The following is a 12,496-nucleotide window of genomic DNA, read 5'->3' as shown; positions in this document are numbered from 1 at the left end:
TCACCACGACGCACCGCCGTCACTCGAGACCCTGACCGTCTCGCCGTCCCACAGCCAGACGTCCTGTCCGGCACGGTCGATCGTGACGGTGCCGTCGGAGTCCGCCCCGTCGGCGCAGCCCACCGGCGAGACCGCGGTGCTGGGGGTCACGTCCGCCGCGGGCATGGTCACGAGTTGCACGCCGGAGCAGGACGCCACGTCCACGCGGGCCAGGGTGTACTCGCCGCCGTCGACCGCGATCGAGCGCACACCGCCCATCGGCACGTCCACCCATGCATCCGTCCCGGCCCGCCACTCGAGCTGGCCGTCGCAGATCACGACCGACGTCCGCTCCCCCTGGAACGCCTCGATCGGGTCCGCGCACGGGGCCTGGATCATCCCGCTCGCGAGCACCACACCGTCGGTGCTGATCCCGGCGCCTGCGGCGCCGGGCGTCCCCGCGTTCCACGTCACGCCCGCATCGGTGCTGGTCCGCGCCGTCGTGGTGCAGTCGTCACCGACGCCCGCCAGGATCGAGAGCTCCGCACTGGAGGCCCGGATCGCCATGAGCGATCCGACATCCGTCCCGAGTCCCACCGGGACCCACGTCGACCCGCCGTCCACGGTGTGTTCCAGCACCGGCCGGGGGCCGCCGCACGACCCGCCGGACGCACGCCATGCCTCCCGGTCGTCCACGGCTGCCAACAGACGCCGCCCCCGCTGAGCGGTGGATGCGGAGTCTGCGTCAGCAGACGCGCTCGCGCGCGGCGTCTCGGTCGTGTCGGGTGTGCTCGTGAACGTGGGGATCGGGCCCGCAGGTCCGTTCTGCTCCGGCGCGGTGCGCCCCAGGGCGAGGGAGACGAGCACGACGTCGATCGCGACCAGCACCACCACGACGGCCGCCACCACGATGAGTGTGGTTCGGGGCAGTGCGCGGCCGAGGCTTCGGGTCCCCCGGCGCGTCGTCATGGTCGCGGCTCCGCTCAGCGTCCGGCTCGCCGGAGCACGCCGAGCTTCTTGCCGGGTTGCTTCGGCGGCGTCACCGATGCGGTGGCGCCGTCGTCCTGGCCGTAGCCGTAGCCGTACCCGTACCGGCCGTACCCGTAGGCGCCGGGACCCTTGACGGGCATCTTGGTGATGACGAAGCCGGAGATCGGGGCGCCGACGTTCTCGAGCGATGCGATGGCAGCTGCCAGCTGTCCCTTGTGGGTGTGGCCCGAGGCGACCGCGATGATCGCGCCCGATGCCTTCTTCGCCAGGATCGCCGCGTCGGTCACCGGGAGCAGCGGCGGCGCGTCGAACAGCACGTAGTCGAACTGCTGCTCGAGGCGTTCGATCAGGTCCTGCATCGCGCGCGAGCCGAGGAGTTCCGACGGGTTCGGCGGGATCGGTCCGGCGGGCAGGACGACGAGCTTGCCGCGCCCCCACGGGTGTGCGACGTCCTCGAGGTCGGCACGACCGATGAGCACGTCGGTGAGGCCGGCGTTGCCCTCGACGTCCATGTACTCGGCGACGCGGGGGCGGCGCAGATCGGCGTCGATCAGGATGACCCGGAATCCGGCGCTGTCCAGGGCGATCGCGAGGTTCGCCACGGTCGTGCTCTTGCCTTCGGACTGCATCGACGACGTCATGACGAAGGTCCGAGCGCCCGTGCCGATGTCGAGGAACTGGAGGTTCGTGCGGAGCGTCCGGAAGGACTCGGCACGGGGGCTGCGGGGGTCGACCTGCACGATGAGCGGACGCTCGGCGGCCTTGGCGTCGTAGGCGATCCCGCCGATGACCGGCTTGTCGCTGATCTTCTCGACGTCGAGCTCGGTGCGGACACGGTTGTCCAGGGTCTCGCGCAGCACGGCGATCCCGATGCCGAGTGCGAGCCCGACGAGCAGACCGAGTGCGACGTTGACGGGCACGTTCGGACTGACCGGGGTGCTCGGGACGTCCGCCTGCTTGACGCGGGTCAGCTTGACCGTGCTCTTGCCGCTCGCGTCGGTGGCCTCGATGTCCTGCACGACGTTGGTCAGGCTCTGCGAGGTCGCGTTCGCGATGTTCGCGGCCTGCACCGGGTCGGTGCCCTCCACCGAGATGGAGATGAGGGTGGTGCTGGTCGGTGCCGTCGCCGACACCATGGTCGCGAGCTGGTCCGCATTCATGTCGAGCTTGAGCGACGAGATGACCGGCAACAGGACGATGGGCGTCGACACCAGGTTCGAGTACGTCAGCACGCGCTGCTGGGTGAACGTGTTGCCCTGCGCCAGGTCGCTCGCGCTGCCGGACGTCTCCGTGGAGACGAAGACCTGCGCGGATGCTGCGTAGACCGGCTTCTTCACCAGGGAGAAGCCGGCCGCGGCCGCGACCCCGACCAGTGCCAGCACCAGGATGAAGACCCATCCCTTGCGCAAGACCGCTATGTAGTCGCGTAGCTCCACGCGGCACCCTTCCCCGGAAGTCGCCGCGCCCTGCAGAGTCCCTGTCGCAGGTCGACCGGGATCGTCCCAGCGTTCGGCAGGGAAATACTGCCACACCGATGAGACGCGCTCGGGGTCGTGCGACGTCGAGTCTCGTTCTGCGTCCCGTACGGTGGCGACATGCAGCCCGAACAGGACGCGCCGACCGCCGCCCGCCCCTCCTCGGCGGTGCGGGACCTGCAGGTCATCGTGATCGCGCTCCTGGTCGCCGTGCTGCTGTCCCGCATCGTCGGTGGCGTCGCCCGGACTGGGGGTCTGCCCTCCCCGGTCGCGCAGGTGCTGGTCGCCGACCTGGCGGTGTGGGTGCCACTCGTGCTCGGTGTCGGGTGGGTGCTCCGGAAGTCCGCTCCGGCTGCCCTCGTGCGCCGGCTCGGGCTCGGGTGGGCCGATGCCGTCGCGGCCATCGGCATCGTCATCGTGTGCCGCGGGCTCGATGCCGTGCTGTCCGTCGCGTTCTTCGGTGTGACCGGGCTGACGCCGCAGCCGACCCTCGGCACGCCAGACGTGCTGCTGCTCGTGGTCTCGGCGATCGGGGTGTGCCTGGTCAGCCCGGTGCTCGAGGAGATCGTGTTCCGGGGCGTCATGCAGCGCCGGCTGTCGGCCGAGCTGACGCCACGCACGCGGTTCCTCGCGGTGCTGGTGACCGCGTTCGCGTTCGCGCTGATGCACCTGGCGATCAGCACGACCACGTCGTCGGTCGCGGGCTTCGAGGTCTTCGTGACGACGTTCGTGCTCGGCCTGCTGACGGGGACGCTCGTCGCCATGACCGGACGCCTCGGCGGGGCGATCGTGGCGCACGTCCTGTTCAACACCGTGGCCGTCGTGCTCACCTGGCCGCGCTGACATCGGCCGCACGATGAGCCGCTCCGACCGGTAGCGTCCTTCTCGAATGTCTCGCCCAACCAGCATCCTCGAGAGCCCCCTCGCCCGGCAGGCTCCCCTGAGTGCGCTGTTGGCGCTCGGCGCGGTCCTGAGCATCACGGTGCCGTCGCTCCAGGTGACGGACGACGGCCTGTTCGTCGCGAGCCTCGCGGTCACCGGTCTCGCGACGGTCGTGGCTGCGGTGGCACTGGCGCTCCCGCACTCCGTCGGACTCGTGCCGGCGTTGCTGGTGCTCGACTTCGTGGCGATCGCGCTGTTCCGGACGAGCACGGGCGCAGGCGCCTCCGTCTTCACCTCGCTCGCCGTCCTGCCGGTCGTCTGGTGCGGGTCCCTCCGTGGGCGCCTGACCGTGGTGTACGCGGCGCTGGGCGTGACGCTCGTGATCATGGCGCCCTACTTCCTGACGCCGACGAACGTGCCCGGCGCGAGCGAGCTGGTCCGTCTCGGCGTGACCGTGATCGTGTTCGGGACGGTCGCGGCGGTCGTGCAGGAACTCTCACGGCGAGCGCGGCGCAACGTGCGCGCTGCCCGGCTGGGCGAGGAACGCGTCCGCGCGGAGATCGACCGCGCCGCCGCCGTCCAGCGGTCGCTGCTCCCCGCGCCGACCGACCACCTGGGCACCGACGTCGCGGTGGCGGGCGCCTGCCTGCCGGCGAAGTCGGTCGGTGGTGACTTCTTCGACTGGTACGAGACGAACACCGGGATCGCCGTCAGCCTCGGTGACGTGATGGGCAAGGGCGTGGGGGCGGGGCTCATCGCAGCGGCCGTGCGGGCCACGGTCCGCAGTGCCCGCACCGTCGACGACCCGTCCGAGGCCCTCCTCCGCGCAGCCGACGGGCTGGCCGCCGAGGCCAGCGCGACCGACGTGACGTTCACCACGCTGTTCCACGCGCGCATCTCGACCGACGGCACCTTCCGGTGGGCGGACGCGGGCCACGGATTGAGCCTGGTGCTCCGGTCGGACGGCACCGTGGACCGGCTCCGGTCGAGCGACCTCCCGCTCGGGATGGGGCTCCGCGACGAGTGGGCGACGACCGAGGGGTTCCTCGACACCGGCGACCTGCTCATCTCGTTCAGTGACGGCGTGCTCGACCTGTTCGGCGGGCGTGAGGACACCGTCGACGCCGTGGCCGATCTCGCACGGGCCTGCGGCTCCGAACCCACGGCGCTGGTGGCGGCGCTGTCCGCGCGGGCGGACGAGGTCGCGCACGACGACGACGTGACGGTGATCGCGATCCGACGAGCACCGGTTCCGGCTGACACCTCCGCGCTGCCCGCGCACCCAGCACGCCGAGAGCGCACGTGACCTGGCGATCAGCACGACCACATCGTCAGTCGCGGGCTTCGAGCCGATGTTCGTGCTCGGCCTGCTGACGGGGACGCTCGTCACCATGACCGTGCGCATCGGCGGCGCGATCCTGGCGCACGTCCTGTGCAACACCGTGGCCTTCCTGCTCACCCGGCCCCACTGACACCGGTTCGGACACTCGTCGACGTCGACTGCGCAACGGGACCAGGAACGCGCTGAGCACCAGGACGCCACCGATCACTACGCCGGTCACGCGGTCACCGTTTGCGTCGTCGTCGGGCCAGAGTCCGCCGAACAGCAGTCCCATCCCGACGGTCTCGACGGTGTAGAACACCGCAAGGTTCCGTGCCCAGTGCGGACGCAGTTCCTTCCGCGGGGCATCTCGCCCGGTCTCGAACCACATGGCGGTGCCGAACGCACCCCACGCCACGAAGACGAGGCTCTCGACCGGGAACGAGCGCTGGAGGATCGTGAGCGTACAGATCCCCATTGCGAAGCCGAGCAGCAACCACCCGAGCGATGCGAGGCGACGCCGACTCACTGACGGTCCTCCGGCGCCGCTGCCTGTTCGCGCCGGAAGCGCTCGATCTCGGCATCGACCTGCCGCCGCGAGAACCGCTTCGCCACGAGCGCGGCCCAGATCGAGCCGACCGCGGTGATCGCGACGCCGAGGACGGTCCCCTCGACGCGGAGTTCACCGTCGTCGCGGTTCGGGATGAGCGCACCGATCAGCAGGCTCAGACCGGTCGCCACCAGTACGAACGCGACGATCGTCGCGGGACGGTTCCTCGCGCGTGGAGCGGCCTGCGGGTGCGCAGACGTCGAGATCGCCAGCACCAACCACACCCCGGGGACCCCAGCGCTCACCGGGAACCACTGCCCCAGCACGAGCAGCAGCCCGAGCGACAGGACGAACCCGCCGGCGCACCAGAGCCACCACCGGTTCCGCTCCCGCCGCTGCTGTCCGGCCACGTCATCAGTCCCCATGGGTCGAACGTAGACCAGCTCCGGTCGCCGACCGTCGACCCCACCGGGTCGGTGTCCGGCGACCGGCGACCGGAACCGTGTCAGTGCAGCGCGGAGAAGGACGCGTCGCGCACGAGTACAGTCGCCGCGTCACCCGCGACCTGCTGCTCCGGGTCGCTGGACAACCCGAGCTGCCAGTCGCCGCCACCCGGCTTCGCGGGCAGCGTGAACTCGACGGTCGTGTCCGAGGCGTTGAGCAGGATGGCGACGGTGTCGTCGCCCTGTTCGAGGACGAGCATCACCGCCCGGTTGCCGCCGTCTGCCCAGTCCCCGTCCTCGAAGCCGGCGTTGTCGGCGCGGAGCACCGAGACGGTCGATTCAGAGTCACCGGGTGCCGTGCGGTACCACTCCGGACGCAGGGAACGGTGCTGCGCCCGGAACGCGATGGCCGCGGTCGTGAACGCGAGCAGGTCCCGGTCGGCCGCTTCCCAGTCGAACCACGAGATCTCGTCGTCCTGGCAGTAGGCGTTGTTGTTGCCGCCCTGGGACCGAGCGATCTCGTCGCCGCCGAGGATCATCGGCACACCGGCCGACAGCAGCAGGGTGCCGAGGAAGTTCCGGCGCTGCCGGTCGCGGTACGCGTTGACGCCGGCGTCGTCCGTGGGCCCCTCGACGCCGCCGTTGAACGAGGCGTTGTCGCTCTCGCCGTCGTTGTTGTCCTCGCCGTTCGCCTCGTTGTGCTTCTCGGCGTACGAGGTCAGGTCCGCCAGGGTGAAGCCGTCGTGTGCCGTGACGAAGTCGACCGAGCACAGCGGCGAGCGGCGGGACCCCTCGTAGACGTCCGGGCTGCCGAGGACCCGCTGGACGGCGTCACCGAGCGCCCCTTCGTCGCCGCGCCAGAAGGCACGGAGGTCGTCGCGGTACTTGCCGTTCCACTCGGACCAGTCGGCCGGGAACCCGCCGACCTGGTACCCCGCGGTGTCCCACGGCTCGGCGATCATCTTGACCCGACGGAGCACCGGGTCCTGGTGGACGATGTCGAGGAACGCTGAATGCTTCTCGGCCTCGCCGTCCTGTCGCGTCAGCGTCGTCGCCAGGTCGAAGCGGAAGCCGTCGACGTGCATCTCCTCGACCCAGTAGCGCAGCGAGTCCATGATGAGCCCGAGCGCCGCCGGATGGCCGACGTTGAGCGAGTTGCCGGTACCGGTGGTGTCGAAGTAGTTGGCCTCGTCACCCTCGACGAGGCGGTAGTACGACTCGTTGTCGATGCCCTTGAACGACAACGTCGGGCCCATGTGGTTGCCCTCGGCGGTGTGGTTGTAGACGACGTCCATGATGACCTCGAGCCCCGCGGCGTGCAGGGCCTTGACCATCTCCTTGAACTCGGCGACCTGCTCGCCGGCGGTGCCACTGGACGAGTACTCGTCGTGAGGTGCGAAGAACCCGATGGAGTTGTAACCCCAGTAGTTGCGGAGCCCCTTGTCGGCAAGGGTCGAGTCCTGGACGAACTGGTGCGTGGGGAGCAGCTCGACGGCCGTGACGCCGAGATCGACCAGGTGCTGGATCGCCGCCGGGTGCGCCATGCCGGCGTAGGTGCCGCGGATCGCCTCGGGGACGTCCGGGTGCTGCTTCGTGAAGCCCTTGACGTGGACCTCGTAGAAGACGGTGTCGGCCAGGCTGGTCGAGGGACGGACGTCGTCGCCCCAGTCGAACGAGCGGTCGGCGACGACCGACTTCGGCATCGCGGCGGCGGAGTCGGTGTCGTCGCGGGTCTCGGGGTCGTTCATGTCGTGGCCGAACAGGGCCTGGCCCCACTCGTACGAGCCGTCGACCGCTGTGGCGTACGGGTCGAGCAGGAGCTTGGCGCCGTTGTGGCGCAGGCCCTTGGCCGGGTCCCACGCGCCGTGCACGCGGAAGCCGTAGCGAGTGCCGACGGCGACGCCGGGGACGATGTCGTGGAAGGTGTAGCCGGTGCGGTGCTGCAGCTCGGTGCGGTGTTCGTTCCCGTCGTCGTCGAACGTGCAGAACTCGACGCGCTCCGCGGTGCTGGAGAAGAGTGCGACGTTGGCGCCGCCGTCGACGAGCGTGACGCCGAGCGGGGTGCGGGCAGAAGTGGTCATCGTGTCGTTGTACCGGGCGGCCGCTGTGGTCCCGGCTCGTGCACGTACCCCGCCAGGCATGGATGCGCAGACCGGACAGCTGCGACCGCCTCGTCGGACACCGGACGGTGACCGAGGGCGTCTGCTCCTCGTTCGGGTCGAGGAGCAGGCGCCCTCGCGCTACGACGACGTCGGGTTCGGCGCGGCGGTCCGCGACGATGCCAGCCCGGAACAGGGATCGGGCCCCCGCAGCTGGGCGGCGCGGGGTAGCTCACGAGACGGTACGGACGTGCCGCTCTCCGGGCGCACAGGTACGCGGAAATCGACGGGAGCGGCTCCGCTGCCATCCGGAGAACGCGCGTTCCCCGTTTGGGGGATACCAACGAGGGGCGTCGCCTGATTGAGTCATCGAGTCAGCAACTCCGTTGCGGACGAGATCCGCGCGGAGCTTTGGCACCAAGCGAAGGTGACCTCCCTCGGGTGGGGCGGTCACGGTGGGTGCCGGCGTGTCGATTCGGGTTCGACGCGGCGGCACCCCCATTCACGAGACGCGCAGAGGTCCTCACTTTAGGGGACTCGCCTGTACCCCGTTCTGGGTGTACCGATTCGTCTGTCCTCCGACTGTGATGGGTGCCTGGGCTCCACTGTCCGCATCCACCCGAAGGAGCGCGCATGACCGTCACCGTCCCGCGTCTGAGCGCCGTCCTGTCGTCGGCCGAGCCGCCGCACCGATCGGCGCTCCGGCCGCTCCCCCGCGCGTGGACGCGGTGGCTCCTCCGGCTCGCGTTCGCCGTGCCCTACGTCGTGGTCGCCGTGCTCTCGATCGAGATCCCGACCACACCGCTCCTGGAGCTCACCGGCAACCAGGCGACCCTCGACCGGGCGACGGCGGCACTCGACGGCGGCGTCGTGCAGGCCGTCGGTCAGCTCTACCCGCTGCTCTCCGGCGTCCTGCTCCGGTTCCTGCCGTTCGGCGTGCACGGTGCAGCGGTCCTCGGCGGCCTCGCAGCCGGCGTGCTGCTGCAACTCCTGGCGCAGGCCATGCTCCGGCGCGGTCTCCGGATGCGGAAGGTGGTCGTCTTCACGATCGCGCTCGGCGCGAACCCGCTCTACGCCTTCGTCGCCCTCAACGACCTGCAGGCCTTCCTCGGCATCGCGCTGTTCGCGCTCGCGATCGCCGACATGGTGCGGTTCTTCTCGTACGGCGACACCCAGGCGGGGTTCCGTGCCGGCCTGTCGTTGATGGTGTCGACGCTCGTCGACCCCATGGGCCTCGTCTACGTCGTCATCGCAGCTCTGACCGCCCCGCTGCTGGAGCTCGCCCGGCACGGACAGCCGGGCATCCGCCGAGCGAACACGCTCGTCCTCGTGTTCCCGAGCATCGCCGTCATCGGCTCGATGTCCGTGCTCGACCTGCTCGTCCTCCGCGACCCGTTCGCGGCACTGCGGAACACCGTGCACACCGACAGCACCCGGCTGAGCGGCCTCGAGCACCTGGTGGGTTCGTTCGACGGGCTGTTGCTCCTCGCGATGGTCGTCGCGGGGTGCCTCCTGGCCCTGCTCGTGCACCGACCCGGTGCGATCGTCATCGTGGTCGCGCTGTTCGCCGGGATCCTCGCCGGCTACGCGATCGGGCTCATCCCGGTCGCCACCGCCGGCAACACGTTCGTCACGATGCTCGCCGTCGCGATCGCGATCCTCCCGCGTGTCAGCAGCCGGGTCACGAGCGCTCTCGTCATGGTGCTCGCCGCCCTCCAGATCCCGCTCGCGTGGACCGCGGCGTTCGAACGCGAGGTCGTCGCCGAGTGGATGCACGCCCTGATCTCGGCGGTGGGCGCATGACCGCCATCGTGTCCGGTGCGTCCGCCGTCACCAGCGAGACCGACACCCCGTCGATCGACGAGACGACCGCCCGGCACCGCGGCGGCGAGTCCGACTGGCGCCCGCCGCACCGGTGCTCGGTCCGCCGGCACGTCGACGAGGGCTGGGTCGCCTCCGCACGGATCCGCGAGGGTGTCCTCGTCCTGACCAGCGGCCGGTCGGACCCGAATGTGCTCCGGGCCGCCTTGACCGAGGAGTTCGGCGAGCCGGTCGTGCTCCGGGCGGTCGATGAGGCCGAGGTCCGCCAGCGCATCATGTGGGAGCTGGACGACGAGGTCGCCGACCTCGCCGCACACGACCTCGCCCGCACGATCCCGGCCATGTCCGCCCGCACGGTGCTGTCCCGCGGTCAACAGGTCGGCGGCGGCATCGCCCTGCTCGCGTTCGCCGGCTGCCTGGTGATCGCTCCGGGCACGACCGCCGCCATCGTCACCGCGGTGCTCTCGCTCGGGTTCCTGGCCGGCATCGTCTTCAAGTTCTGGGTCTCCATGGTCGGCGCCCGCTTCGACCTCGTCGAGCAGGTCTCAGCGGCCGACGTCGCCGCGCTCGACGACACCACGCTGCCGACGTACACCGTCCTGGTCCCGGTGTTCCGCGAGGCGAACATCGTCGGCGACCTCGTCCGCAACCTCGAGGTCCTCGACTGGCCGAAGGACCGCCTCGAGGTCCTGGTCCTCGTCGAGGCCGAGGACCACGAGACACGCCAGGCCGTCCTCGACGCTGATCCACCGGCCTGGATGCGGATCGTCATCGTCCCTCCCGGTGCGCCGCAGACCAAGCCGCGCGCCTGCAACGTCGGCCTCGCGATCGCCCGCGGCGAGTACGTGGTCATCTACGACGCCGAGGACCGCCCCGACCCCGACCAGCTCAAGAAGGTGTTCACCACGTTCGAGCGGGCCGGCACCGACACGGTGTGCGTCCAGGCCGCTCTGAGCTACTTCAACGCCGACGAGAACGCCCTGACGCGCATGTTCACGCTGGAGTACTCGTACTGGTTCGACTACATGCTCGCCGGCCTCGACGCCCGGAACCTGCCGATCCCGCTGGGCGGGACCTCGAACCACTTCCGCACCGAGCTCCTGCGTGAGCTCGGTGGCTGGGACCCCTACAACGTCACCGAAGACGCCGACCTGGGCATCCGTGCGTCCGCGGTCGGGTACCGCGTCTCCGTCGTCAACTCGACCACGATGGAGGAGGCGAACACCTCGATCCCGAACTTCGTCCGGCAGCGGTCGCGGTGGATCAAGGGGTACATGCAGACCGCCCTCGTCCACGCCCGGCGCCCCCGTGCGCTCGTGCGGGAGATCGGGCTGCGCCGGGCTGCTGCGTTCGCGCTGCTCATCGCCGGGACACCGTTGACGTTCCTCGGCATGCTGCCCGGCATCGCGGTGACGATCGCCACGCTCGTGCTGCCCACGGCGTGGACGGCCTCGGTGTTCCCCGCCCCGGTGCTCTGGCTGTGCGTGCTCGACTTCCTGCTCGGCAACGCCACGATGATCTACCTGACCATGATGGGGCCGTACAAACGCGCTCGGTTCGACCTGATGCTCTGGGCGTTGCTGAACCCCGCGTACTGGGTGCTGCACTCGGTCGCCGCCTACAAGGGCCTGTGGCAGCTCATCACCCGACCCCACTACTGGGAGAAGACGGAGCACGGTCTCACCAAGACGTCATCCGTGTGAGTACTGCGGTCGCCGGGGCGTCTCCCGTTCAGGGGGTTGCCTCGTCGGTCGAGGTGGAGCACGCTGTGGTCGGTCCGGTCATGTCAGAACCTGAGGGGAAACCATCATGCGATCGCTCGTCTACACCAGCACGCAGACCCGACCGATCACGGACTCGGAACTCGCGCAGATCCTCGCCGTCGGCCGGGAGAAGAACACCCGCCTCGGTGTCACCGGGATGCTCGCACATCGCGACGACAACTGCATCGGCATCATCGAGGGCGACGACGACGTCGTCGCTGAACGCTTCGATCAGGTCCGAGCCGATCCCCGCCACACCAACGTCCGAGTGCTCCTCAACGAGCCGATCCGACACCGGTCCTTCCCGGACTGGTCGATGGCGTTCCAGCCGCTCGACCCGTTGCTGCACGACGTGCCGGGGTTCAGCGACCTCTTCACCGCCAACCGCCCCAACGACTCCACCTTCGGTGCGTCCCGCGCGCGTGCTCTGCTCGACTGGTTCCGGAAGCACCCGCTCGCTCCCTTGACGAACCAGGACGCGGCCGACGAGGAGATCCCCCGAACCCGGATCCTGAACGCCGCGATCACCGCTGTCCACGCCGGTGGCGCGTCCCGGTTCACCCTCGAGGACGTCGCAGAACGCGCGGGGATGACCGTCCCCGAGGTCCTGGGGCTCTTCCCGTCGCAGCACGCCGTGCTCGCCGCGACCGTGATGCGGTGGACCCGAGCAGTCTCCGCTCCCCTGCTCCCCCTCGCCGCCGAGAAGGGCACGATCGCGTTCCTGCACGCGCTCCTCGCCGCCCATGCCGAGGAACCAGCCCTGATGCGCCTGATCGCGTCCACACTCGCCACGTCGACCGACCCGTCGACCGACGGAGCGGACTACTACCGGTCCGCCTACCTCCAGTTCCGTGAGACCGTGCGCACCGCCCTCGCCGAAGACGTCCGTGCCGGGCGGGAACCCGCCACGATGGATCCGATCCGCGGTGCACAGCAGCTCCTCGCCCTCTACGACGGCATCCGTCTGCAGGCGCTCCTCACACCGGACACCGACGTCGTCGACGCCTTCGACCGCGCCGCGTCGCGCATGCGACGGGGCTGGACCGAACACTACGAACGACCCGCCTACTGGGACCTGCCCACGATCCCCAGCGCCTGACGACGGGGGCCGGTCCCGCCGACTCCACATGGGCCGATGGCCGAGAGGCACAGCATCGCGCGAGTGGTAGGACC

At 70.2% G+C, this 12,496-nt stretch carries 10 protein-coding genes; 5 read left to right on the top strand and 5 right to left on the bottom strand.

Annotated features, from left to right (window positions below):
* Both DEJ14_RS02975 and DEJ14_RS02970 read right to left on the bottom strand, forming a co-directional pair.
* Window positions 1–885 carry a beta propeller repeat protein gene (locus DEJ14_RS02975; protein ID WP_146249800.1) on the bottom strand — a complete coding sequence of 295 codons (885 nt, stop codon included), beginning with the start codon at window positions 883–885 and terminating at the stop codon, window positions 1–3.
* 77 nt (window positions 886–962) lie between these two features.
* Window positions 963–2,378: a tyrosine-protein kinase domain-containing protein gene (locus tag DEJ14_RS02970; RefSeq protein ID WP_243692487.1), complete on the bottom strand. Its 1,416-nt coding sequence runs from the start codon at window positions 2,376–2,378 to the stop codon at window positions 963–965.
* A gap of 186 nt (window positions 2,379–2,564) precedes the next feature.
* Here DEJ14_RS02970 and DEJ14_RS02965 point away from each other — a divergent pair, with 186 nt between their 5' ends.
* Together DEJ14_RS02965 and DEJ14_RS02960 are read left to right on the top strand one after the other, a co-directional pair.
* Window positions 2,565–3,287 (top strand): CPBP family intramembrane glutamic endopeptidase, encoded by a 723-nt coding sequence (locus DEJ14_RS02965; protein WP_146249801.1) that lies wholly within the window; start codon window positions 2,565–2,567, stop codon window positions 3,285–3,287.
* 46 nt (window positions 3,288–3,333) lie between these two features.
* Complete coding sequence (locus DEJ14_RS02960; RefSeq protein WP_111086129.1) at window positions 3,334–4,632, top strand: PP2C family protein-serine/threonine phosphatase; 1,299 nt, start codon at window positions 3,334–3,336, stop codon at window positions 4,630–4,632.
* Between the two features lie 25 nt (window positions 4,633–4,657).
* Here DEJ14_RS02960 and DEJ14_RS02955 read toward each other — a convergent pair whose 3' ends face one another.
* The 3 genes from DEJ14_RS02955 to glgX form a co-directional block, all read right to left on the bottom strand.
* A complete protein-coding gene (locus DEJ14_RS02955) occupies window positions 4,658–5,176 on the bottom strand; it encodes a hypothetical protein (RefSeq protein WP_111086130.1) in 519 nt (172 codons plus the stop codon).
* The gene (locus DEJ14_RS02950; protein WP_146249803.1) at window positions 5,173–5,622 is read right to left on the bottom strand and encodes a hypothetical protein; all 450 of its coding nucleotides are present in this window, start codon (window positions 5,620–5,622) and stop codon (window positions 5,173–5,175) included. The genes DEJ14_RS02955 and DEJ14_RS02950 overlap by 4 nt, the downstream gene beginning before the upstream one ends.
* Before the next feature lie 80 nt (window positions 5,623–5,702).
* Complete coding sequence (gene glgX / locus DEJ14_RS02945; RefSeq protein ID WP_111086132.1) at window positions 5,703–7,721, bottom strand: glycogen debranching protein GlgX; 2,019 nt, start codon at window positions 7,719–7,721, stop codon at window positions 5,703–5,705.
* A gap of 651 nt (window positions 7,722–8,372) precedes the next feature.
* On the opposite strand from glgX, the gene DEJ14_RS02940 reads away from it, so the two are divergent.
* From DEJ14_RS02940 to DEJ14_RS02930, 3 genes are all read left to right on the top strand, one after another.
* Complete coding sequence (locus DEJ14_RS02940) at window positions 8,373–9,542, top strand: hypothetical protein (RefSeq protein ID WP_111086133.1); 1,170 nt, start codon at window positions 8,373–8,375, stop codon at window positions 9,540–9,542.
* The gene (locus tag DEJ14_RS02935; RefSeq protein ID WP_111086134.1) at window positions 9,539–11,263 is read left to right on the top strand and encodes a glycosyltransferase; all 1,725 of its coding nucleotides are present in this window, start codon (window positions 9,539–9,541) and stop codon (window positions 11,261–11,263) included. Before DEJ14_RS02940 ends, DEJ14_RS02935 begins: the two co-directional genes overlap by 4 nt.
* A 106-nt stretch (window positions 11,264–11,369) precedes the next feature.
* The gene (locus tag DEJ14_RS02930; RefSeq protein ID WP_111086135.1) at window positions 11,370–12,422 is read left to right on the top strand and encodes a BLUF domain-containing protein; all 1,053 of its coding nucleotides are present in this window, start codon (window positions 11,370–11,372) and stop codon (window positions 12,420–12,422) included.
* Window positions 12,423–12,496 lie beyond the last annotated feature (74 nt).

The sequence above is a fragment of the Curtobacterium sp. MCJR17_020 genome (genome assembly GCF_003234365.2).
GTDB lineage: Bacteria > Actinomycetota > Actinomycetes > Actinomycetales > Microbacteriaceae > Curtobacterium.
This window is presented reverse-complemented; position numbering and strand designations above follow the sequence as displayed.